General features: G+C 54.1%; 18 protein-coding genes. 5 read left to right on the forward strand and 13 right to left on the reverse strand.

Annotated elements, in window-relative coordinates; genetic code table 11:
- Positions 1-63 precede the first annotated feature (63 nt).
- Positions 64-2,187, reverse strand: a complete 2,124-nt coding sequence (pqqU, locus tag OGW17_RS08865) for a TonB-dependent receptor PqqU (protein ID WP_071258339.1) — start codon at positions 2,185-2,187, stop codon at positions 64-66.
- Between the two features lie 265 nt (positions 2,188-2,452).
- Here pqqU and yncE point away from each other — a divergent pair, with 265 nt between their 5' ends.
- The gene (yncE, locus tag OGW17_RS08870) at positions 2,453-3,514 is read left to right on the forward strand and encodes a 7-bladed beta-propeller protein YncE (protein ID WP_071258337.1); all 1,062 of its coding nucleotides are present in this window, start codon (positions 2,453-2,455) and stop codon (positions 3,512-3,514) included.
- 106 nt (positions 3,515-3,620) lie between these two features.
- Here yncE and ansP read toward each other — a convergent pair whose 3' ends face one another.
- Complete coding sequence (gene ansP, locus OGW17_RS08875) at positions 3,621-5,120, reverse strand: L-asparagine permease (protein WP_024130324.1); 1,500 nt, start codon at positions 5,118-5,120, stop codon at positions 3,621-3,623.
- A 296-nt stretch (positions 5,121-5,416) separates the two neighbouring features.
- Between ansP and OGW17_RS08880 the strand changes: the two genes are divergently transcribed.
- On the forward strand, positions 5,417-6,034 hold the full coding sequence (locus OGW17_RS08880) for a glutathione S-transferase family protein (protein WP_071258335.1): 618 nt from the start codon (positions 5,417-5,419) through the stop codon (positions 6,032-6,034).
- Positions 6,035-6,142: 108 nt separating this feature from the next.
- Complete coding sequence (pptA, locus tag OGW17_RS08885; protein WP_049009881.1) at positions 6,143-6,370, forward strand: tautomerase PptA; 228 nt, start codon at positions 6,143-6,145, stop codon at positions 6,368-6,370.
- Positions 6,371-6,375: 5 nt separating this feature from the next.
- Here the strand turns inward: pptA and OGW17_RS08890 are convergent, their stop codons facing one another.
- Positions 6,376-7,425, reverse strand: coding sequence for a GGDEF domain-containing protein (locus tag OGW17_RS08890; protein WP_071259022.1), 1,050 nt, complete (start codon positions 7,423-7,425; stop codon positions 6,376-6,378).
- Positions 7,426-7,532: 107 nt separating this feature from the next.
- Positions 7,533-8,102, reverse strand: a complete 570-nt coding sequence (locus OGW17_RS08895) for a flavin reductase family protein (protein WP_024130325.1) — start codon at positions 8,100-8,102, stop codon at positions 7,533-7,535.
- Between the two features lie 234 nt (positions 8,103-8,336).
- Between OGW17_RS08895 and nhoA the strand changes: the two genes are divergently transcribed.
- Positions 8,337-9,182, forward strand: a complete 846-nt coding sequence (gene nhoA / locus OGW17_RS08900) for an N-hydroxyarylamine O-acetyltransferase (RefSeq protein WP_047463652.1) — start codon at positions 8,337-8,339, stop codon at positions 9,180-9,182.
- 94 nt (positions 9,183-9,276) lie between these two features.
- Here the strand turns inward: nhoA and narI are convergent, their stop codons facing one another.
- The 6 genes from narI to OGW17_RS08930 all read right to left on the reverse strand — a co-directional run bounded on the left by narI (position 9,277) and on the right by OGW17_RS08930 (position 18,243).
- Positions 9,277-9,957, reverse strand: a complete 681-nt coding sequence (narI, locus tag OGW17_RS08905) for a respiratory nitrate reductase subunit gamma (RefSeq protein WP_012132374.1) — start codon at positions 9,955-9,957, stop codon at positions 9,277-9,279.
- Positions 9,954-10,649: a nitrate reductase molybdenum cofactor assembly chaperone gene (gene narW, locus OGW17_RS08910; protein ID WP_071258334.1), complete on the reverse strand. Its 696-nt coding sequence runs from the start codon at positions 10,647-10,649 to the stop codon at positions 9,954-9,956. The genes narI and narW overlap by 4 nt, the downstream gene beginning before the upstream one ends.
- A complete protein-coding gene (gene narH, locus OGW17_RS08915; protein ID WP_012132376.1) occupies positions 10,649-12,193 on the reverse strand; it encodes a nitrate reductase subunit beta in 1,545 nt (514 codons plus the stop codon). Before narH ends, narW begins: the two co-directional genes overlap by 1 nt.
- Entirely contained in the window at positions 12,190-15,930 is a 3,741-nt protein-coding gene (locus tag OGW17_RS08920) for a nitrate reductase subunit alpha (protein ID WP_071258333.1), read from the reverse strand. Before OGW17_RS08920 ends, narH begins: the two co-directional genes overlap by 4 nt.
- A 124-nt stretch (positions 15,931-16,054) precedes the next feature.
- Entirely contained in the window at positions 16,055-17,449 is a 1,395-nt protein-coding gene (locus OGW17_RS08925; RefSeq protein ID WP_071258331.1) for a NarK family nitrate/nitrite MFS transporter, read from the reverse strand.
- A gap of 215 nt (positions 17,450-17,664) precedes the next feature.
- Complete coding sequence (locus OGW17_RS08930) at positions 17,665-18,243, reverse strand: TetR family transcriptional regulator (RefSeq protein WP_012132379.1); 579 nt, start codon at positions 18,241-18,243, stop codon at positions 17,665-17,667.
- A 118-nt stretch (positions 18,244-18,361) separates the two neighbouring features.
- Between OGW17_RS08930 and OGW17_RS08935 the strand changes: the two genes are divergently transcribed.
- On the forward strand, positions 18,362-19,849 hold the full coding sequence (locus OGW17_RS08935) for an MFS transporter (protein ID WP_012132380.1): 1,488 nt from the start codon (positions 18,362-18,364) through the stop codon (positions 19,847-19,849).
- A 1-nt stretch (position 19,850) separates the two neighbouring features.
- Here the strand turns inward: OGW17_RS08935 and OGW17_RS08940 are convergent, their stop codons facing one another.
- The 3 genes from OGW17_RS08940 to yddG form a co-directional block, all read right to left on the reverse strand.
- Entirely contained in the window at positions 19,851-20,291 is a 441-nt protein-coding gene (locus tag OGW17_RS08940) for a GFA family protein (RefSeq protein WP_024130326.1), read from the reverse strand.
- A gap of 80 nt (positions 20,292-20,371) precedes the next feature.
- Positions 20,372-21,472 (reverse strand): porin OmpC, encoded by a 1,101-nt coding sequence (ompC, locus tag OGW17_RS08945; protein ID WP_047463657.1) that lies wholly within the window; start codon positions 21,470-21,472, stop codon positions 20,372-20,374.
- Positions 21,473-22,040: 568 nt separating this feature from the next.
- A complete protein-coding gene (gene yddG, locus OGW17_RS08950) occupies positions 22,041-22,922 on the reverse strand; it encodes an aromatic amino acid efflux DMT transporter YddG (protein WP_012132385.1) in 882 nt (293 codons plus the stop codon).
- Positions 22,923-23,077: the final 155 nt, after the last annotated feature.

Here is a 23,077-nt window from a genome sequence, read left to right on the forward strand (position 1 = left end):
ATGACATTAAAAAATAGCGGGGCGATTCCCCGCTATTTTTTTTAGCTTTTTTAGCTCTGGTGCTTACTCAAAACGCCATGCCAGATTGACGCCAACGCCGTAGTTTCTCCCCGGCGCCGGTTCGTAATAGCGTCCGTTTGATTCGTTGACGATCACCGAACCGACATACTCTTTATCAAACAGGTTATCGACCCGGCCAAACACATCGACCGTTAAGTTGCTGTAGTTAAACTTATACCCGGTGTTCAGACCAACCACGGTATACGAGGGCGCTTTTGCCGTGTTGTGATCGTCTGCCATAATGTCCCCCATATAGCGGGCATCGGTGCCGGCATACCAGCCTTCATCCGGTACATATCCCAGCGAGGCGAACCCCATATTACGCGCAATGCCCGGCATGCGGTTACCGTTGCAATCGCCACTTTTGCAGACGTTGCTGCGGTAGGTCGCATCCAGCCAGGTCCAGGAGGCGTTTACCCGCCAGTTACCGGCGAAACGCTGATCCCACGATAATTCCGCACCCTGGCGGCGGGTTTTACCGGCGTTTTTATATGTGGTGCGCCCGCCGCCGCTGGTGGCGACGACAATTTCATCATCCGTATCCGTCTGGAAGAGCGCCGCCGTCAGTAAACCATCGCCAATACGCGTTTTACTGCCAATTTCCACCGTGTCATTGGTGGCGGGTTTCAGGCCGAAGTTCAGGCCGCTTTGTCCGTCCGGGCGATAGGAGAGTTCATTGATGGTCGGCGTTTCAAAACCGCGCCCTGCGGCCAGATAAACGTTCCACGCATCGGTGAACGCATACTTGAGCGCCCCGGCAGGGAGCCATTGATGGTAGCTGGCCTCGCCGCTGTCATTTCTGTTTCCAGGCGTAACGTAATGATCGTTAGAGTCAAACCAGACTGAGCTGTACCGCACGCCGGCATCAAGCGAAAGTTTTTCGGTCAGTTGCCACTGCGTTTGCAGGTAGGGATCGGCGTTCCACATCAGGTTGCGCTCATTACGACGCAAATCGCCTTTCACGCCAAACTGCGGCACGCCGTTATTCAGGCGGTAGTTCTCGTAACCCTTGCGATTTTCGCTCATATTTTCATAGTTCAGGCCGGTGGTGAACGTCACAGGTACGCCCAGCTCGCCCCGGTGCGTCCAGCGGGTGTCGATACCCTGATAATGACGCTGAAGCACGATTACGCCACCTGCATGCGCGGGGTTATCCCGCTGCGGCGCCATCGGTATGGACTGGTATTGTGTGGTTTCACGTTCACCGGCATACATCATCACGCTCAGATCGTCGTGTTCGCTGAGCTGCCGCTCATAGCGCAGGCCTGCCTGAGTCTGCTTGATGGTTTTTCGCGTGTTGAACTGTTCGGCACGCGGCGACTGCTGCGGGTTGGCTTTCCATTCGGATTCGGTCAGGCCGCCGGGGTCGTTCGCGTGAATGTCTACGCTATTGAAAATCAGGCTTAACTTACTGGCATCGTCCAGACGCACCCCCAGTTTTGCGTTAGCCAGATTCTTTTGCGCGCTGCTGCGATCGCGAAAACCGTGGGTGGTGAATCGGGTCGTGGAGACGGTGTAATCCACGTCCCCCGCCTGCGTTCCGTCACCCATCGCCCCCGTGGCTTTCATGCCATAGCGCCAGCTCCCGAAACTGCCGTAATAGCTGCTGGCTTCAATCGTCGGCGGCTGGCGTCCGGTTTCCGTCGTCACGTTCATCACGCCGCCGGAAGAGTTGCCGTACAGCGCGGAGAAGGGGCCGCGCAGCACTTCCACATTCTGGACGCTGCTCAGATCGATATTGGACGTCTGCCCTTGTCCGTCCGGCATGGTGGCCGGGATGCCGTCAACATACAGACGAATACCGCGAATGCCGTATGCAGAACGGGAGCCAAAGCCGCGAATTGACAACTGTAAATCCTGCGCATAGTTCTGACGGTTTTGTACCTGCAAACCGGGCACGCCGTTTAAGGATTCAGACAGATTAATACGCGGCGTCGCCAGTCGCATATCTTCCCCTTCAACCACGGTGACGGCGGCGGGCGTGTCCAGTTCAGACACCGTTTGCGGCGTCGCGCTAACAATCATCGTTTGTTCATCTTCAGCCGTGGCCGCCAGGCTCACCGGCGAGAAAACGAAAGGGAATAGAAGGGCGGGAAATGCGGCCTGACGAGCGGTAATGATCTTCATGAAAAAAAACCAATCACGAGTAAACGTGCCAAATGAAATTTAATGAATACTTTAATTACTTTGTAAATATATGAAAAATTTAATAGCACGATGCGTTAATGGAACATGAAAAAATTAAAGAAATTGTAGACTGCCTGCAAAGAAACGCTCCACTTTGCACTAAATAATGATTACTATTCGCATCTACGTACAGCGAGTGGGACACGGATTCACTCGCCGAAGCCATGTGAAGCAGCTACAAACGTGTTTATCAAAGGGAGTCGTCATGCATTTACGTCATCTGTTTTCGCCGCGCCTGCGTGGTTCTTTACTGTTAGGTTCACTGCTGGTCGCGTCTTCATTTAGCACGCAGGCGGCAGAAGAAATGCTGCGTAAAGCCGTCGGCAAGGGCGCTTATGAAATGGCCTATAGCCAGCAGGAAAATGCGCTGTGGCTGGCTACTTCGCAAAGCCGCAAAACGGACAAAGGTGGGGTAGTTTATCGCCTCGACCCGGTTACCCTTGAGGTGACGCAGGCCATCCATAACGATCTCAAACCGTTTGGCGCGACCATCAACAACGCGACGCAAACGCTGTGGTTTGGTAACACCGTAAACAGCGCGCTGACGGCAATCGATGCCAAAACAGGTGATGTAAAAGGGCGTCTGGTGCTGGATGAGCGCAAGCGTTCCGAAGATGTCCGTCCGCTGCAACCACGCGAACTGGTCAGCGATGATGCGACCAACACCGTATATATCAGCGGCATTGGTAAAGAGAGCGTGATTTGGGTGGTTGACGGTGAAAAAATCGCCCTGAAAACGACCATCCAGAATACCGGTAAAATGAGCACGGGTCTGGCCATTGACAGTCAAGCGAAGCGTCTTTACACCACTAACGCAAACGGCGAGTTCATCACCATCGATACTGCGGACAACAAGATCCTGAGCCGCAAGACATTGCTGGATGACGGGAAAGAGCACTTCTTTATCAACCTGAGCCTCGACACCGCGGGCCATCGCGCTTTTATCACCGACTCCAAAGCGGCTGAAGTTCTGGTGGTGGATACCCGTAATGGCAATGTGCTGGCAAAAGTAGCCGCGCCGGAATCACTGGCCGTGCTGTTCAACCCGACCCGCAACGAAGCCTATGTAACGCACCGCCAGGCCGGTAAAGTGAGCGTGATTGACGCGAAAAGCTATAAGGTCGTGAAAACTTACGACACGCCGACATTCCCGAATAGCCTGGCGCTGTCTGCGGACGGGCAAACGCTGTTCGTGAGCGTGAAGCAGAAATCAACCCGTGAGCAGGAAGCCACTCAGCCAGATGATGTTATCCGCATCGCGCTGTAACGGTTAAATAACGCTGTAAGCATTAAGTAAAAAAAGGAGGGGCAAGCCCCTCCTTTTTACCGCGTAACAACATCCCGATAAACGTCACGCCACCGGGCTGCCAGTGTTAACTCGCCGTCTCTTCTCGTAATACCATGTCCTGCTTACTCTCTTCCTGCGGCACAACCGGCGCGGTGCGGTGAATTTCTGCCACGCGGTTGCGCACGCCAAACCAGCCAGCGACCAGCAGAATGGCAATCAGCGGAAGTGAAGCGATGGTATAGGTGCCGTTAGGGTAATCAAACGCCATCAGCACCAGAACGCTCAGCAGGAACAGCAGGGTGAGCCAGGAAGTAAACGGCGCGCCCGGTAACTTAAAGCTGACGTCTGCCGCTTTGCCTTCTTTAATCGCCTTACGCAAACGCATCTGGCACACCACGATGAAGCCCCAGGAGGCGATAATACCCAGCGATGCGAAGTTAAGGACAATTTCGAAAACCTGAGAAGGCACCAGATAGTTGAGCAACACCCCGATGACATACACGCCCAGCGTCGCCAGAATACCGGCGTACGGCACCTGCTGACGGCTCATTTTCGCCATAAATTTCGGCGCGGAACCGCCCATCGACATCGAACGTAAAATACGGCCGGTGCAGTACAGGCCTGAATTCAGACTGGAGAGGGCCGCCGTCAACACCACAATGTTCATAATGCTGCCGATGTAAGGCACGCCCAGTTTTGAGAAGAAGGTCACGAAGGGGCTCTGACCGGCCTGATACGCGTTCCACGGCAGCAGCAACACCAGCAGGACAACGGAACCAACATAGAACAGGCCAATACGCCAGATCACGCTGTTGATCGCTTTTGGCACCATCGTTTGCGGATCTTTGCACTCTCCGGCCGCCGTACCAACAAGCTCAATCGACGCGAAGGCGAAGACAACGCCCTGAACCAGCACCAGAGCAGGCAACAGGCCATGCGGGAAGAACCCGCCGTTATCGGTGATCAGATGGAAGCCTGTTGTGTTGCCATCCAGCGGTTTGCCGCTTCCTAAAAAGATTGTGCCGACAACCAGAAACAGGACAATCGCCAGCACTTTTACCAGCGCGAACCAGAACTCCATCTCGGCGAACCACTTCACGCCAATCATGTTCATTGTGCCCACGATCGCCAGCGCGCCCAGGGCAAACACCCATTGCGGAACGTCACCGAATGCGCCCCAGTAGTGCATATACAGCGCCACTGCGGTGATATCGACGATCCCGGTCATCGCCCAGTTGATGAAGTACATCCAGCCTGCGACGTATGCCGCTTTCTCGCCTAAAAATTCACGGGCGTAGGAGACGAAGCTGCCGCTGGAAGGGCGATGCAAAACCAGCTCGCCGAGCGCGCGAAGAATAAAGAATGAGAAAATACCGCATACCAGATAAACCAGCGCCAGGGCAGGGCCAGCCATTTGCAGTCGTGCGCCAGCCCCTAAAAACAATCCGGTGCCAATTGCGCCGCCAATGGCAATCATTTGTACCTGTCGGTTGCCCATCGCCTTGTGATAACCCTCTTCATGGGCGTTCAACCAGCGTCGTTTCGCGGCATGTTGTTCAAGCGCGTTTGTATTGTGTGTTTTCATTGTGTTACCTGTTGACCTGTCGGACAGAAGAGATACTTTTTGTGCCGCACCTTTTGCTAACCAAACGATTGCCTGGCTAACGCTGAAACGGTTTTTCCCATCATTCTGTGGTAGGGATAAAACCATCGGCGGAGCATCCTACCTGCAATTGTTAAACGACGCAAAACATACCCGGAAACGCAGCGTTAAGACGTCGTGCTTTTACGTGTGGTCAGCTCAGCCGCGCTGTGGTCACGATTCAGCCAGTAGCACGGTGAATCAACTACACTTAGCGTTTTACACGTTGTGGAGGCCGCATGATCAAAGTTTATGGCGTACCCGGCTGGGGCTCGGCAATTAGCGAAGTCATGCTGACTCTGGCGGAGATTCCGTATCAATTTATCGATGTGAAGGGGTTTGATGCCGAGGGGCCGCAGCGGGATCTGCTCCAGAAGCTCAACCCGCTGTGCCAGATTCCAACGCTGGCGCTGGAAAACGGAGAAATCATGACGGAGAGCGCCGCCATTGCGCTGATGATCCTCGATCGCCGTCCCGATCTCGCGCCGCCGGTCGGACACGCCGAGCGTCAGCAGTTTCAGCGTTTGTTAATCTGGCTGGTAGCGAACGTTTATCCCACATTCACGTATGCTGATTACCCTGAACGCTGGGTGCAAAATGCCCCGGAGCAGTTGAAGAAAAGCTGCCTTGAATACCGTAAGGCGCTGTATATGTGGCTCAACGGTCGGCTGATAGCGGAACCCTACGCCTTTGGCAGGCAGCTAACGCTACTGGACTGTTATCTGTGCGTGATGCGCACCTGGGGGCCGGGCCATGACTGGTTTCAGGACAACGCCCCGAACATTAGCGCGATTGCCGATGCGGTCTGCCAGCATCCACCGCTCCAGACGGTGCTGAAAAATAACGACATCATTTAGCACGGGCGGCGCCGATGATGGCCGTTGGCCCGCATTAACGGACACACCGTTCACCGTTCCTGTGATAACGTGATATTCACTCAGACAATAAAAGAACAGGAACCTGCTATGCCGCACATTGATATTAAGTGTTTTCCTCGCGAACTGAATGACGAAGAGAAGGCCGCCCTGGCTGCGGAGATTACCGACGTCATTATTCGCCATCTGCAAAGTAAAGACAGTTCGGTAAGCATTGCGCTCAGTCAGGTTCAGCCGGATGCCTGGAAAACCGTCTGGGACGCGGAAATAGCCCCGCAGATGGACTCGCTGATTAAAAAACCTGGCTACAGCATGTAACGCTGTCAGCGCGCCCAACGATTCCGTCCGGCCTCTTTGGCCCGGTACAGCGCGGCATCGGCATCCGCGATCGTCTGTTCAGCGGTTTTTCCTTTCTCTGAGCAGGCGATACCCTGACTTACCGTGACAGTGTCACTTACCGTTGACGCCGGGTGGGGGATCGCCGCCGCTTCCAGCGCTTTTTGTATTCTCGCCGCCACGCGCTCTGCATCTTGCAACGTCGCGTCAAACAAAATAACAGCGAACTCTTCGCCGCCATAGCGGGCGACCACATCTTCCGGGCTGCGCACCGACTGAGCGAGTATATCCGCGACCTGACTCAGGCAGGCATCACCGGCCGGGTGCCCGTAGGCGTCGTTATAGCGTTTAAAAAAATCGACATCGAGCATGATCAGCGCAAACGCATTTTGCTGTGCCGTTGCGCTATGCAGCAGTTTTTCCATTGCGCGCCGGTTTGCCGTACCGGTGAGCGGGTCGCGATGCGCAAGGTTATCCAGGCGCGAAATAAGCAGGTTGTTGTGTTGATTTTGTCGCCAGGCTTCATCAAACCAGCGAATCAGCATAAAACGGCCGCCCAGCAAAATAAGCGAGAAAATGCCCCAGATCACCGCGAAATGAATATTCACTTTCTGATTCAAAACAACGCTGGCGACGGGGACGGTCAGCCATAGCGGGAGCAGAAAAGCGAGTACGCTCGGCGTATGAAAATAAAGTGCGATCACGGCGCTGAGTAATAACACCGCACAGAGAGGATAGGCGAACGTTAATTGCCAGTGGCTGATGAAATAATAACTGCACCAGGACCAGAACAGGCTAAGGGTGATTAATAATCCCTGCGTCAGCCAGGATTGCCGCCGGGAGGTAATCAACAGCAGGGCACAGACCAGCATAATGCCGATAACGGCGTCATCAATAGTGCGGACAATACGCATCTCTGCCAGATAGCGCGCGTGGGTATCGTGGAATAACGCGTCACGAAAAAAGATCATCAGCGCAAAACTGATATTCACAAAAGCAAACCACGGCAGGCTGAGAGCCATTCCTCGTCTCACCATATCCTCGCGAGTGGTCCAGATGGTATGTTTCGCTTTTCTGTTATCCTGAGCCATAGCGTTATCTGAAAAGTGGATGATAAACGGGGACGCCGGGGGGCATTTCGCCTTCAGCCCGCGGTAATTTTTTTGCCCGAGGTAACGAAGGTTCCCGCACCTAAATGATGCAGGGTATTCAGTTTATCGTCATCAAACTGCCAGCGGCCTTCAATAAAAACACGTTCATCCGCCGCCGCCGAAACCACTTCGCCAAAAAGCGTGTCATATTTTTCCTGTGCCGACGTTGCGGGCAGCAGTCGGCATTCCATCCAGGCAAGGCATTTCTCTTCGATCATGGGTAAACCGAGCACCGGGCCTTTTATCACCGGGATGCCATAGCAGTTGAATTTATCTTCTTCGCGGCCAGAGACGCTGCCTACCGCATACGTCCAGTTCGTTGCCGCTACGCCGGGAATCACGATGCCAAACATACCGCTGCGTTCTATAAGCTCGCGCGACCAGGTGGTTTTATCCAGCACAATGGCAAGACGGGGAGGCTCAAACTCGACGGGCATAGACCACGCCGCCGCCATAACATTCCGCCGCTCCGTGCGATCGTCCCGGCTGGTGATCAGAACCGTCGGGCCGTGATTTAACAGACGGCTGGCATGATGTAGCTCTACAGGACGAAAACGACTCATAGGTATGCCTCGTTCAGGGGGATTATCGTCTTATCGTAACGACACTATTGAAAATAGTGGCTAAAAGATACATGTGCAACGCACGTTATTGTACGTAATACCGCCAAAAATCAATCATACTCCAGGTTGAGAACCGCATCCGTGACATATTACGTCAGGCGGCAGGGTAACAGATTGCCGCCATCAGCGTAGAATCAGCTTTTTTGCGTGAACCCCTACAGACAGGAATGCCTTATGACGTCTTTTTTGACCGCCTATTTTGCCCGCATAAATTGGTCGGGCGCTGCCGAAGCTAATCTTGACACTTTACGAGCGCTGCATTTGCAGCATAACAGCACCATTCCGTTTGAAAATCTGGATGTCTTACTGCCGCGCGAAATTCAGCTCGACGATTTGTCGCTGGAAGAAAAATTGCTGACCGCCCGTCGCGGCGGCTATTGCTTCGAACAAAATGGGCTGTTTGAACGTGCTTTACGGGAGACAGGCTTTACCGTGCGCAGCCTGCTGGGGCGTGTCGTACTAACAAACCCGACCAGCTTGCCGCCACGTACGCACCGGCTGTTACTGGTCGAACTGCAAGGCGAGCCGTGGATTGCAGACGTCGGATTTGGCGGGCAGACATTGACCGCGCCCATCCGTTTGCAGGCAGAATGTGAACAACAGACGCCGCATGGCAAATACCGTTTGCGACAAGAGGGGAATAACTGGATTTTGCAGTTCCGCCATCACGATCACTGGCAGTCGATGTATTGCTTCGATCTGGGGGTTCAGCAGCAGAGCGATTACGTGATGGGCAACTTCTGGTCAGCGCACTGGCCGCAGTCGCATTTTCGCCATCACCTGCTGATGTGCCGCCATTTACCGGATGGCGGTAAGCTGACGTTGACCAATTTCCATTTCACCCATTATCAGGAAGGCCATGCGATAGAACAGCGTAATGTGCCGGATGTGGCGTCGCTTTACGCGCTATTGCAGGAGCAGTTTGGGCTGGGAGTCGATGATGCGAAGCACGGGTTTACCGAGGCGGAATTAGCGGCCGTCATGGCGGCGTTTGATACCCACCCGGAGGCAGGGAAATAACGTTTTGCGCCGGATGGCGGCTTACGCCTGATCCGGCCTACAGGGAGTATTTTGTAGGCCCGGTAAGCGTCGCGCCACCGGGCATGGGGTCAGGTCAGCGACGTGAGCGGACAATCTGGTAGCGGCGAGTGAAATACTCAAACGGCGCGCTCCAGACATGCACCAGACGCGTGAACGGGAAAATCAGGAAGATGGTCATTCCCAACACCAGATGCGCGCGGAAAATTGGCGCCACGCCGTCCAGATGCGCCGAAGCGCCGCCCTGGAACGTCACAACCGCCTGCGCCCAACCGACCAGTTTCAGCATCTCGCTTCCGTCCGGGTGTTGCGCGGAGAACGGTATTGTCGTCAGCCCGAGGATGCACTGGATCAGCAGGATACAGAGGATCAAAATATCCGCCGTGGATGAGCTGGCGCGCACGCGCTGATTAAACAGACGCCGAATCAGCAGACCTGCGCCGCCGACCAGCGTCAGCACACCACAGACCCCGCCAAGAATCATCGCCATTTGCTGTTTCACCGCAATGGGCAGGAACCAGGCGTACATCCAGTGGGGCGTTAGCATACCGAACAGATGGCCGAAGAAGATCCCCAGGATGCCGATATGGAACAGGTTTGACCATAGCACCATGCCGCGTTTGTCCAGCATCTGGCTGGACGAGGCGCGCCAGGTGTACTGTCCGTAGTCATAGCGCAACCAACTGCCGAGAATAAACACCGTGCCGCAGAGGTAGGGGTAGATGTCGTAAAAAAAGACGTTCAGGTACTGTATCATTTCGGGCCTCCCGCGCTGACGTCGACATACTGTGGCGCCACGTCCTGGCTAAAGCGTCGTTGATAGTGTTGTAACGGAGAACTGTCACAGGCGGTGGCGTTATCTTCGATAAACTTCACCTGTTCCTCTTCCCAGACGGCATCCAGCGCCTGACGGGTATCGTCACGCGCCTCGCCGCCGATCTGCTGTGTGACACTGTCACTGGAAAGTGGGCTACCCGCCAGCGACAGCAGGGCGTCAAACAGCTGATACCACGGCGTTTCCCGTTGTTTTAAACGCCCGCCCAGCAGCGCGAGGATCGGCGCGATGTTCTGCAATCCCTCCCGCGCTTCTGCTTCCGGCAGCACGCTCAAATACTCCAGATAGAGCGGCAGATGGTCGGGTAACTCGCGGCAGTCGAGTTGCAGTCCCACCTTTTCATACTGGGCCAGCAGATCGACCATCGCCTGGCCCCGATCGCGCGATTCCGCATGAACGTGTTCAAACAGCAACAGCGACGTCGCGCGCCCACGATCAAAGATCTCGCACCACTGCGCCTGCTTATCCAGCAGCGGGGCGTTTAACAGCTCAGTGGTGAAGTCGGTGAGCATTGGCGCGTCATGGCGAATAAGCGTAATGGCGTCGTCACGGCACTCCCACAACAGCTCATCCGGGTACTCCATCAGCAAGCCAATAATCTTGAGGATCTGCATTATTCGCCCTCCGCCTTATCGCGTACTTCGGTGATGTTGATGGCGTCAATGCGGCTGCTGTTAAACAGGTTAAATTTGGTGTCGGAACCGTGGCAGCCATCGCCGAAGGTGAAGCCGCAGCCGTTACGCTCAGGAAAGGCGTCACGCGCCATTTCACGGTGGCTGGTTGGGATCACGAAACGGTCTTCGTAGTTGGCGATCGCCAGGTAGCGATACATCTCTTCCACCTGTTCCACACTTAAGCCGACTTCCTCAATAGCGCGGGTGTCCGTAACGCCTTCCACCGTCTGCGAACGCATATAGTGGCGCATCGCCATCATCCGTTTCAGGGCGCGCAGCACCGGGCCGGTATCGCCTGCGCTCAGCATATTGGCAAGGTACTGCACCGGAATACGCAGGCTTTCGATCGCCGGAAGCACACCTTCGGTTTGCGGCAGGCCGCCAGCATCGGCATAAGACTGAATTGGCGACAGCGGCGGCACGTACCAGACCATCGGCAGGGTGCGGTATTCCGGGTGTAACGGCAGCGCCAGCTTCCAGTCCATCGCCATTTTGTAGACCGGGGAACGCTGAGCGGCCTCAATCACGTTTTGCGGAATACCCTGTTTTAGCGCTTCTTCAATCACCGCCGGATCGTTCGGGTCAAGGAACACGTCGCACTGGCGCTCATAGAGATCGGTTTCGTGTTCGGTGCTGGCCGCTTCTTCAATGCGGTCCGCGTCATACAACAACACGCCGAGATAGCGAATACGGCCAACACAGGTTTCCGAGCAGACGGTCGGCTGACCGGATTCGATACGCGGATAACAGAAAATACATTTTTCTGATTTGCCGCTTTTCCAGTTGAAGTAGATTTTTTTGTACGGACAACCGCTGATGCACAGACGCCAGCCGCGACATTTGTCCTGGTCGATCAGCACAATGCCATCTTCTTCACGCTTATAAATCGCGCCGCTCGGGCAGGTCGCCACACAGCTCGGGTTCAGGCAGTGCTCGCACAGACGCGGCAGATACATCATGAAGGTGTTTTCGAACTGGCCGTACATCTCCTTTTGCATCTTCTCGAAGTTACGATCGCGGGCACGTTTTGAAAATTCGCCGCCGAGCAATTCTTCCCAGTTTGGCCCCCAGACAATTTTGTCCATCCTTTTGCCGTCAATCAGCGAACGCGGGCGGGCGGTGGGCTGGTTTTTGCTCTCCGGCGCGCTGTGCAGATGCTGATAATCGTAGGTAAACGGTTCGTAGTAATCATCGATTTGCGGGATCACCGGGTTGGCGAAGATTTTGGTGATAACGCCCATCTTGCCGCCCAGGCGCGGTCTTATCTTGCCGTTGACATCGCGAACCCAGCCGCCTTGCCACTCCTCCTGATCTTCCCAGTTTTTCGGATAGCCGATACCGGGTTTTGTCTCAACGTTGTTAAACCACGCGTACTCCATACCTTCACGCCCGGTCCAGACGTTTTTACAGGTGACGGAGCAGGTGTGGCAGCCGATGCACTTATCAAGGTTGAGAACCATGCCTACCTGTGAGCGTATTTTCATTTTTTCGCCTCCTGTACCTGATCCCGACCTTCATCATCCAGCCAGTTAATATTTTTCATTTTTCTAATCATGATGAACTCGTCGCGGTTCGATCCGACCGTACCGTAGTAGTTAAAGCTGTAGGCCAGTTGCGCATAGCCGCCGATCATATGGGTCGGTTTCGGGCAGACGCGCGTAACGGAGTTGTGAATCCCGCCGCGCATCCCTGTGACTTCAGAACCCGGGATATTCATGATGCGTTCCTGAGCGTGGTACATCATGGTCATACCCGGCGGCACGCGCTGGCTGACCACCGCACGCGCGGTGAGGGCGCCGTTGGCGTTGAAGGCCTCGATCCAGTCGTTATCCTCAATGCCCAGCTCACGGGCATCAGTTTCACTGATCCAGACAATCGGCCCGCCGCGCGACAGCGTCAGCATGAGCAGGTTTTCGCTATAGGTGGAGTGAATGCCCCATTTCTGGTGCGGCGTGAGGAAGTTCAGCGCTTTTTCCGGGAAACCGTTCGGCGGGATTTCGCGCATTTCGCTGACGCTACGGGTGTCAATCGGCGGACGGTAGGCCACCAGACTTTCCCCGAAGGCGCGCATCCAGGCGTGATCCTGATAGAGCTGCTGACGACCGGACAGCGTGCGCCACGGGATCAGCTCATGAACGTTGGTGTACCCGGCATTGTAAGAGACATGCTCGCTTTCAAGACCGGACCAGGTCGGGCTGGAGATAATTTTGCGCGGCTGGGCCTGAATATCCCGGAAGCGGATTTTCTCGTCTTCTTTGTTCAGCGCCAGATGAGTATGATCGCGCCCGGTAATCGCGCCCAGCGCCTCCCAGGCTTTGACTGCCACCTGACCGTTGGTTTCCGGCGCCAGCGCAAGGATGACCTCAGAGGCGTCCAGCGCGGTGTCAATCAGCGGGCGACCTTTCGCCGGGCCTTCGCGTTTGGTGTAATTGAGTTTACCGAGGAAATCGACTTCGTTTTCCGTATTCCAGGAAATGCCTTTCCCGCCGTTGCCCAGCGTATCCATCAACGGGCCGAGGGAGGTGAACCGCTCATACGTCGCCGGATAGTCGCGTTCCACCACCGCGATGTTCGGCGCGGTTTTACCGGGGATCAGATCGCATTCGCCTTTGCGCCAGTCGAGAATATCAAACGGCTGCGCCAGCTCTGCCGGGGAGTCATGCTGTAGCGGTTGCAGCACCACATCGGTTTCTTTGCTAAGATGCCCCACGCAGACGTCGGAGAACACTTTGGCGATCCCTTTGTAGATTTCCCAGTCGCTTTTCGATTCCCACGCCGGGTCAACGGCAGCAGACAGCGGATGAATAAACGGATGCATATCCGAGGTATTCATGTCGTCTTTTTCATACCAGGTGGCGGTCGGCAGCACAATATCCGAGAACAGGCAGGTGCTGGACATGCGGAAATCCAGCGTCACCAGCAGGTCGAGCTTGCCTTCAATGGCGGCCGTTTGCCACTCCACATCTTCCGGTTTGACGCCGTCACTGGACCCCAGCGCCTCTCCCTGAATGCCGCTTTCAGTGCCCAGCAGGTATTTGAGCATGTATTCATGCCCCTTGCCGGATGAACCCAGCAAATTCGAGCGCCAGACGAAGAGGTTGCGCGGGTGGTTTTTACCGCTGTCCGGCTGCTCGCAGGCAAAACGAATATCTCCCGACTTCAGCGCCTGTACGGTGTAATCAGCAGGGGATAATCCGGCCTGTTCCGCTTTGCTTTTCAGCGTGAGCGGGTTGAGGTTGAGCTGAGGCGCGGAGGGCAGCCAGCCCATACGTTCAGCTCGCACGTTGAAATCAATTAAATGGCCGGTAAAGCGTGAGGAATCAGCCAGCGGCGACAGCAGTTCCTGCGCGGTCAGTTTTTCATAACGCCACTGGCTGGCGTGATTATAGAAAAACGACGTGCTGTTCATCTGACGCGGCGGGCGGTTCCAGTCCAGCGCAAACGCCAGCGGCAGCCAGCCGGTTTGTGGGCGTAACTTTTCCTGCCCCACGTAGTGCGCCCAGCCGCCGCCGCTTTGCCCCACGCAGCCGCAGAATACGAGGATGTTAATCATCCCGCGATAGTTCATATCCATGTGATACCAGTGGTTCACACCGGCACCGAGGATGATCATGGAACGGCCATGCGTTTTATGCGCGGTATCGGCAAATTCCCTGGCGATCGTTTCGATGTGACGACGCGGTACGCCGGTAATCTGTTCGCCCCAGGCGGGAGTGTAGGCCTTAATTTCCGCGTAATCTTTGGCGCTGTGATCGTCATCCAGACCACGATCCAGGCCATAATTCGCCAGTACCAGGTCGTAGACGCTGACGACCGGGCAGAGGCTGCCATCGGCCAGGGTAAGACGCTTCACCGGCAACTGGCGCACCAGAACCGGTTCTTGCTTCACGCTGCGAAAATGCGGATTCTCATTACCGCCAAAGTAAGGGAACGCCACGCCAGCGACATCATCATGCTGGCCCAGCAAGGAGAGGGTCAGTTCCGTTTCGTTGCCTGCCGCCAGCGGCTCAAGATTCCACTTGCCTTTCTCGCCCCAGCGAAAGCCGATAGAGCCGTTCGGCACCACCAGTTCACCCGCGCGGTTATAAGCGACGGTTTTCCATTCCGGGTTATTGGTTTCACCCAGCCCGTCGACCAGATCGGACGCCCGCATCATGCGACCCGGCACATAGCTGCCGTCTTCGCGCGCTTCAAGCATGACCAGCATCGGCATGTCGGTATAGCGGCGACAGTAATTCAGGAAATAGTCGCTGGGGTTATCGAGATGAAACTCTTTGAGGATGACGTGGCCCATTGCCATCGCCAGCGCGCTGTCAGTACCTTGCTTCGGCGCCAGCCACTGGTCGCACAGCTTGGCGACTTCTGAGTAGTCCGGCGTAATGGCAATTGTCTTGGTGCCTTTGTAACGCACTTCTGTGAAGAAGTGCGCGTCCGGCGTGCGCGTTTGCGGCACGTTAGAGCCCCAGGCGATGATATAGCTGGAGTTGTACCAGTCTGCGGATTCCGGGACATCGGTTTGCTCGCCCCACGTCATCGGCGATGCGGGCGGCAGATCGCAGTACCAGTCATAGAAACTCAGGCAGGTTCCGCCGAGCAATGAAAGATAGCGGGTTCCGGCGGCGTAGGAGACCATCGACATCGCCGGAATCGGCGAGAACCCGGCGACACGGTCAGGGCCATAATTTTTGACGGTCCAGACGTTGGCCGCCGCGATCAGTTGATTAAGTTCTTTCCAGTTAGAACGAATAAACCCACCGCGTCCGCGTACCTGCTTGTAGCTTTGGCACTTTTGCGGATCGTTCATGATCGACTCCCACGCCAATACCGGATCAGGCTGGCGGGAAAGGGCGTCACGCCACAGTTCAATCAGGCGTTTACGCACCAGCGGATACTTCAGGCGGTTAGCGCTATAGAGATACCAGGAATAGCTGGCGCCGCGTGGGCAGCCGCGCGGTTCATGATTAGGCAGATCCGGGCGGGTTCGGGGGTAGTCCGTCTGCTGCGTTTCCCAGGTCACCAGACCATTTTTAACGTAGATTTTCCAGCTACAGGAGCCGGTGCAGTTCACGCCATGCGTGGAGCGCACGATTTTATCGAACTGCCAGCGCTGACGATAACTGTCCTCCCAGTCCCGGTTGGTGTGCATCACCTGACCGTGACCGTCCGCAAAAGTGTCGCCTTTTTGCTTAAAATAGCGAAAGCGATCCAACAGTTTACTCATGACATTTCTCCTGCTCCATAATGTGTCAGGCGGTCTTGTAGGCCGGATAAGGCGCTGCGCGATTGCCTGATGGCGACGCCCGGCGTCTTATCCGGCCTACGTCCGAACCTGTGATGAATATGTTTTATTTTTTTGTTGCTGCCGGTTTACGGCGACCATAAACCAGCCAGGTCACCAGTACGCAAACGATGTAAAACACCAGAAAGATTTTCATTGCGCCAACCGGCGAGCCGGTCAACGCCAGAGAAGAACCAAAAGCTTTAGGGATAAAGAAACCGCCGACTGCGCCAATCGCAGAGATAAAACCGAGGGCGGCGGCCGTATCGGTCACGGCTTCACGCTGGGCCTGCGCATCTGAGCCGCCGCGCAGTTTCACCCTGTAGATCGTGATCTGGCGGAAAATGACCGCAATCATCTGGAAGGTCGAGCCGCTTCCCAGGCCCGCGGTCAGGAAAAGCCCCATAAACACCAGATAGAAGGCGATAAAACTTCCTGAGCCGGAGCCCGGTAATGTCAGAAACAGCAGGGCGGTAAACAGCGCCATGAAAACGAAGTTAATCAGCGTGACGCGAACGCCGCCGAACTTGTCAGAAATAACGCCGCCCGCAGAACGCGCAAGCGCGCCGATAAACGGGCCAAAGAAGGCCAGTTGCAGAATATTGACGTCGGGAAACTGGGTTTTCGCCAGCATGGCGAATCCTGCGGAGAAACCGATAAAAGAACCGAAGGTGGCGAGATAGAGCAGGCTGAGCAGCCAAAGGTGAAAGCGTTTCAGCACCGGCAGTTGAGAAGCGACAGAGGCTTTCGAGCTGGCGATATCATTCATCCCGGTCCAGGCTGCGAGGGTCGCGATAAGCAATAACGGCACCCAGATCCACGCGGCGTTCGTCAGCGAAAGCAGCGAGCCATCGGGCTGCGGCACGCCCTGTACGCCCAGAAAAGTGAACATGGGCAGGAAAATCACCAGCGGGGCGACAAGTTGCATCACGCTGACGCCAAGGTTGCCTAAACCGCCGTTCACGCCGAGGGCGCTACCTTGCTTTGCTTTCGGGAAGAAAAAGCTGATGTTGCCCATACTGGAGGCAAAGTTAGCGCCAGCAAAACCGCACAGCAGTGCAATGATAATAAATACTCCAAAAGGGGTGGATGTATTTTGCACCGCAAAACCGAGCCAGATACAGGGAATAATCAGAATAATTGTGCTAAAAATCGTCCAGCGACGCCCGCCAAATATAGGTACCATAAAGGAGTAGGGCACGCGTAATATAGCCCCGGACAGCGAAGGTAAAGCGGTTAATAAAAAGAGCTGGTCAGTGGTGAAATTAAAACCAATTTTATTCAAATTAACGGCGACGGCGCTAAATAACATCCAGACGCAGAATGCGAGCAATAAACAAGCCACTGATATCCAAAGATTTCTTCGGGCAATGTGTTTACCTTTGTTTTCCCAGAAAGCGGGTTGTTCTGGCCTCCAGTCACTCAAAAGATAACGATTATTTTTCTCATTTTGTAGCGCCATATTGCCCTCACACGCACACGTCGTTCATGAAAAAAAAGAAATAAGTCCAGGAAGGGCGCGCGGGCCCTTTTTAGAATTTATTGAAGACTTTTAAGAATATTGATTGAAAGGATAGATAAAAAAGCGAGACCACGAGGAGTGAAGGGCGGTTAATAAGTTGCTTAAGTGTTACCAAATGTAAACACAAAAGATGCATTGTTAACTGGCGTATAACATCAGCGAAATAACTCCAGTGTAATCATGCGGTCCAGATGCTGCTGGTAGGCAGGATCGGTCATTTCAGACATACCGAGGGCGTACATGCCGTCCAGCCCGCAGGCTAATGCGATTAATCGCCAGGCGACATCAGCGGCGGCTGAGGCCAATGAAAATTCTCCTGCCTCCTGACCGCCTTCAATGATGGCGGTCGTTTCTTCATGCCACATTTGCATGGTCAGCAGGTAGGCGCTTTTAATTTCCGGGTCGTTATCCGCCAGGATCTGCGCTTCCCGCCAGAGTTTAATGTAGGGCTCTAATCCACCATCGTCACTCCCCAGCATGGCGTGCAGCCGCATGCGCCAGGTGCAGTGCTCGGGCACCAGGCTGGCATCCAGCAAGGTGCGAATCAGACGAACGAATACCTGAGATTTAAGCTCGCCCGAACTGCTGAAATGGTGGTGGAGTTGCCCGGTCGCGACGCCGGCTTCCTGCGCGATTCGCCTTACCGTCATGCCGCTCAATCCCTCTTCCAGCGCGACGCGCATTGCCGCTTGCAGGATCACTTCACGGCGCTCATCCCGATTCAGATAACTCATGGCTTTCTCCCATTTTCGCAGTTGGCGCAGTGTAACAAAAAGCTGGACATGCGTTCAACTTTCCGTAGGATCGCGAGAGTTGAACACGTGTTCAGTTTTTGCTTTCAAAGGACGTTTTATGTTTCGTCAGTGGTTAACGTTAATGATTATTGTACTGGTCTACATCCCTGTTGCGATTGATGCAACGGTGCTGCACGTTGCCGCACCCACGCTGAGCATGACGTTGGGCGCCAGTGGCAACGAGCTGTTGTGGATCATTGATATTTATTCTCTGGTGATGGCAGGGATGGTATTGCCGATGGGCGCGCTGGGCGATCGAATCGGCTTTAAACGCCTGCTGTTGCTGGGGGGAGGCTTATTCGGTCTTGCGTCGCTGGCGGCAGCGTTCGCCCACAGCGCCAGTTGGCTGATCGCTACCCGTGCGATTCTGGCTATCGGCGCGGCGATGATTGTTCCGGCGACGCTGGCCGGTATCCGCGCTACGTTTTCTGAGGCCCGTCACCGTAATATGGCGCTTGGCGTCTGGGCGGCCGTAGGGTCGGGCGGCGCCGCGTTCGGCCCGCTGGTCGGCGGTATGTTACTGGAGCACTTTTACTGGGGATCGGTCTTCCTGATCAATGTGCCCATTGTTCTGGTGGTGATGGCGTTAACGGCGCGCTTTGTGCCTCGCCAGTCCGGTCGCCGCGATCAGCCATTGAACTTTAGCCATGCGGTCATGCTGATTATCGCCATCCTGCTGCTGGTATACAGCGCGAAAACCGCGCTGAAAGGGCAACTGGCCAGCGGCGTTATCGCCCTGACGCTGATGATCGGCGCGCTGTTGTTGGGCATGTTTATCCGCACGCAGCTCGCGGCAGCGCGCCCGATGATCGATATGCGTCTGTTTACGCATCGCATCATTCTGAGCGGCGTTGTGATGGCGATGACGGCGATGATCACGCTGGTCGGCTTCGAGTTACTGATGGCGCAGGAGCTTCAGTTTGTTCATGGCTTAACGCCGTATGAAGCAGGGCTGTTTATGCTGCCGGTGATGCTCGCAAGTGGATTCAGCGGCCCCCTTGCCGGGATGCTGGTTTCACGACTGGGATTGCGAACAGTGGCGACTGGCGGCATGGCGCTAAGCGCGCTGAGCTTTTATGGCCTGGCAATGACGGATTTCAGCACGCAGCAATGGCAGGCCTGGTGCCTGATGGCGCTGCTGGGTTTTAGCGCCGCCAGCGCGTTGCTCGCCTCTACCGCCGCCATTATGGCCGCTGCGCCCGCAGAAAAAGCGGCGGCGGCCGGGGCGATAGAAACCATGGCCTATGAACTGGGCGCCGGGCTTGGCATTGCAATCTTTGGCTTGTTGTTAAGCCGCAGCTTTTCCGCATCTATCCTGCTTCCTTCCGGCCTGAACGCAGAGGAAATCGAACGCGCATCGTCGTCAATGGGAGAAGCGGTGCAGCTGGCGGATACGCTCTCGCCTTCACTCGGTGAGGCGATACTGGACGCCGCCAGACAGGCGTTTACCTGGTCGCACAGCGTGGCGCTGAGCAGTGCCGGAAGCATGTTAATTCTGTTAGCGGTAGGGATGTGGTTTAGTCTGGCAAAAGTAAAACGCGGCTAACCTAATGTGCTAATTGACAGGGGTAATCCATCGCTTCGATCTCTTTACCGCTCAGGCGAGCGTATTGCCCCGTCAACCGCCAGAACGCAGGTTGCGTTTCGGTATAGATTTCGGCTGCCAGGATCAGACGACGCCGTTCATCTTCGGTTAATTCCAACAGCGTCCAGGGCATAAAATAGCGGTCGCTTTCCGTCAGCCGGAACCACAGCGGACACCCACAACCTGAACAGAAGTAGCGTTCGCCACGCAAAGAAGAAGAGAAGTGAGAGGGCTCTGGTGAATGGGGAGCCATAAGCGGACGACCGCAGGCTTCCAGGTACATCGCAATACCACCAGACCATTTTTGACACAGCGTGCAGTGACAGGCATAAACATCGAGCATTTCAACGTCAACGGTAAAATGACTCTGCCCACAGAGGCAACGTCCTGTGAACGTTTGCACGGCATACTCCTTATGACCGGATCAACATCTGGAGAAAAGCCAGCCCATCATGGGCTGGCTTATGTTCAAATCAAGAAAGATTAGAACTGGTAGGTCAGACCAACAGCAACGATGTTGTCAGTGCTAACGCCAGCTGCTTCGGTGAAGCGGCTGTCGTCAACCAGGTTGATTTTGTAATCAACGTAGGTAGACATGTTTTTGTTGAAGTAGTAGGTCGCGCCCACATCGATGTACTCAACCAGATCCTGGTCGCCCCAGCTACCGATGTCTTTACCTTTGGATTTCAGGTAAGCGATGGACGGACGCAGACCGAAGTCGAACTGGTACTGAGCAACAGCTTCGAAGTTCTGCGCTTTGTTCGCAATGTGATCGCTGCCGTAAGCAGTCATATTGCGGGTTTCAGAGTAGGTGGTCGCCAGGTAGATGTTGTTCGCATCGTATTTCAGACCAGCAGCCCAAACCTCTGCGTTTTTACCGCCTGCGTTCAGTTCGTTCGCAGCAGAATTCACCTGCGCGTCAGTACGGTCAGATTTTGCATAAGATGCACCCACGCCGAAACCGTCGAACTCATAGGTAGAGGAGATACCGAAACCGTCGCCATTCGCTTTAGTGATGTCAGCGCCGTAGATTTTATCGCTGTTACTACGTTCGTTTTTACCCTGATACTGAGCAGCGAAGTTCAGACCTTCAACCAGACCGAAGAAGTCGGTGTTACGGTAGGTTGCAACGCCGGTAGTACGGCCAGTCATGAACACATCGCTCTGGGTCCAGGTATCGCCACCGAACTCAGGCAGAACGTCAGTCCATGCGCCGATGTCGTAAACGACGCCGTAGTTACGGCCGTAGTCCAGAGAACCGAACTGATCAAATTTCAGACCAGCGAACGCCAGACGCGTTTTGTTGCCTTTGGTGCCGTTGGACTCGTCGTTGTTGCCTTTGAATTCATATTCCCACTGGCCGAAACCGGTCAGTTGGTCATTGATCTGAGTTTCGCCTTTGAAGCCCAGACGCGCATAAGTTTTATCGCCATCATCACCCTTGTCGTCAGAGAAATAATGAAGAGCGGTTACTTTACCGTACAGGTCCAGTTTGTTGCCGTCTTTGTTATATACCTCAGCTGCGTTTACCGCACCTGCTGCCAACAGGGTAGTCACTGCCACTGCAACTAATTTAAGTTTCATTTTAATTAATCCTTATAATTTTCTTAGCGTGTTTCCTAAACCATTTCTAAACGAGGCCGCTTGTCAATGGCAGACTATTTTTAATAGACGTCGTGGTACTAATTCAATAATAAGTTTCATAAGATTACAAATTATTTGAAGTTGTGTGATCCAGATCTACATAATAGATCTCATGGTATTAATTTTAGATGGGTATATCCTGAGATAATATATTTTCAAAAGGAATTGTTTTGCGGGTGATGGTTTTATTGTCTCTAGTCACGCTTGCTGACTATATACGAAAATACAGTTACAAATGAACATAAAATGCTTTATTTTATCAATTGAATATCATAATTTTAACAAAAACAAAACAAGTGATGAAGTATTATACACTCCGTTCGCCATTCATCAGCAACAACAAATTTTCATTTAAATAACTATATGGCAAGAAGCCAGAAAAAAAGCAAATAAGAATTTTCGAAGAAATAACGCCGATCGCAATATTCATTTAACCGAAATTAATACAGCAGGAAGAGAGTCGGGGCAGCCACAGAACTCGAAAGATAATCCGCCCCAACCACTGACTTCAGGCGCGACGCGTCGCTAACCAACAAAGCAGGGAACCCGCACACACCATAACCGCACCTTGCCAGAATGAAAATGACAGCGGCGCGCTTAACAGGACAGCGGCCAGCGCAGATGACAGCACCGGGGTAAAATAGGACCCCACAGCCATAATCGTGACGTTGCCATGCAAAATACCCACGTTCCATGCTGCATAAGCAAATCCTAACGTCAGGGCAGCAGAAAACAGTTTGATAACGACAGGCGTGCTAAAAATCATCTCCGGCTGCGGCGTCAGAAAATAATGTACCCATAAACTTGCAGCAGTGAGGAGGACAAATATCGTAATGCCATTAAACCCTCTGGCATATTTGTTAGTGACGGTACAGTAGGTTGCCCAGATAAATGCGCCGAGAAAAGCGAGAAAATAGCTTAATGGGCTGGTTGCAATATTGCTGATAATTTCATCAGCATGGAGTCCATGTTCACCTCCTAAAACCCAACAGACGCCGGTTAACGCGACAATTAATCCAGGAACAACCAGCCAGGTTGTTTTTTGTCCATTGAACAAAATAGCAAAAAGAATCGTCAGGCTGGGCCATAAATAGTTGACCATGCCGACTTCAATCGCCTGGTGACGCGTTGCTGCATATCCCAGCGAGAGCGCCAGACATATTTCATAACTGACAAACAGTACGCTGCCAGCGATTAAATAACGAACAGGAAAACGACGAATATTGGGGAACCCAACGGTAAAGATGAGCAATAATCCGCTTAGCGAATAAATAGCGGCGGCGCCGCCAACAGGCCCAAGTCCTTCACTTACCCCACGAATAAGCCCGACCATCGTGCTCCAGAGTACGATGGCAATAAGTCCAATTAACGTTGCTTTTTGTGTCGTCATTCTCTCCGTTTATCCCCATTCCTGGTCAAAAAAATATCGCTGAAATTTATAGCACTTTTACACCTTCCCGCGCTAATTCATTGTCTTTCTGATACTCCTTTGGTGGTATATAAACTCGACAAAAAGAACTATTTAGTAGCGGAACCGATTCGTTA

Source organism: Citrobacter sp. CK181 (genome assembly GCF_030333595.1).
GTDB classification, from domain to species: Bacteria; Pseudomonadota; Gammaproteobacteria; order Enterobacterales; family Enterobacteriaceae; genus Citrobacter_B; species Citrobacter_B koseri.

What these genes read in the sequence shown, in the direction of transcription:
- OGW17_RS08890 (WP_071259022.1), bottom strand. Translation starts at nt 7,425, where the DNA reads ATGGTGAGACGAGGAATGGCTCTCAGCCTGCCGTGGTTTGCTTTTGTG.
- OGW17_RS08935 (WP_012132380.1), top strand. Translation starts at nt 18,362, where the DNA reads ATGTTTCGTCAGTGGTTAACGTTAATGATTATTGTACTGGTCTACATC.
- narI (WP_012132374.1), bottom strand. Translation starts at nt 9,957, where the DNA reads ATGATACAGTACCTGAACGTCTTTTTTTACGACATCTACCCCTACCTC.
- yddG (WP_012132385.1), bottom strand. Translation starts at nt 22,922, where the DNA reads ATGACGACACAAAAAGCAACGTTAATTGGACTTATTGCCATCGTACTC.
- narH (WP_012132376.1), bottom strand. Translation starts at nt 12,193, where the DNA reads ATGAAAATACGCTCACAGGTAGGCATGGTTCTCAACCTTGATAAGTGC.
- OGW17_RS08930 (WP_012132379.1), bottom strand. Translation starts at nt 18,243, where the DNA reads ATGAGTTATCTGAATCGGGATGAGCGCCGTGAAGTGATCCTGCAAGCG.
- pqqU (WP_071258339.1), bottom strand. Translation starts at nt 2,187, where the DNA reads ATGAAGATCATTACCGCTCGTCAGGCCGCATTTCCCGCCCTTCTATTC.
- OGW17_RS08925 (WP_071258331.1), bottom strand. Translation starts at nt 17,449, where the DNA reads ATGGCGCTACAAAATGAGAAAAATAATCGTTATCTTTTGAGTGACTGG.
- ansP (WP_024130324.1), bottom strand. Translation starts at nt 5,120, where the DNA reads ATGAAAACACACAATACAAACGCGCTTGAACAACATGCCGCGAAACGA.
- ompC (WP_047463657.1), bottom strand. Translation starts at nt 21,472, where the DNA reads ATGAAACTTAAATTAGTTGCAGTGGCAGTGACTACCCTGTTGGCAGCA.
- OGW17_RS08920 (WP_071258333.1), bottom strand. Translation starts at nt 15,930, where the DNA reads ATGAGTAAACTGTTGGATCGCTTTCGCTATTTTAAGCAAAAAGGCGAC.
- pptA (WP_049009881.1), top strand. Translation starts at nt 6,143, where the DNA reads ATGCCGCACATTGATATTAAGTGTTTTCCTCGCGAACTGAATGACGAA.
- nhoA (WP_047463652.1), top strand. Translation starts at nt 8,337, where the DNA reads ATGACGTCTTTTTTGACCGCCTATTTTGCCCGCATAAATTGGTCGGGC.
- OGW17_RS08880 (WP_071258335.1), top strand. Translation starts at nt 5,417, where the DNA reads ATGATCAAAGTTTATGGCGTACCCGGCTGGGGCTCGGCAATTAGCGAA.
- OGW17_RS08895 (WP_024130325.1), bottom strand. Translation starts at nt 8,102, where the DNA reads ATGAGTCGTTTTCGTCCTGTAGAGCTACATCATGCCAGCCGTCTGTTA.
- narW (WP_071258334.1), bottom strand. Translation starts at nt 10,649, where the DNA reads ATGCAGATCCTCAAGATTATTGGCTTGCTGATGGAGTACCCGGATGAG.
- yncE (WP_071258337.1), top strand. Translation starts at nt 2,453, where the DNA reads ATGCATTTACGTCATCTGTTTTCGCCGCGCCTGCGTGGTTCTTTACTG.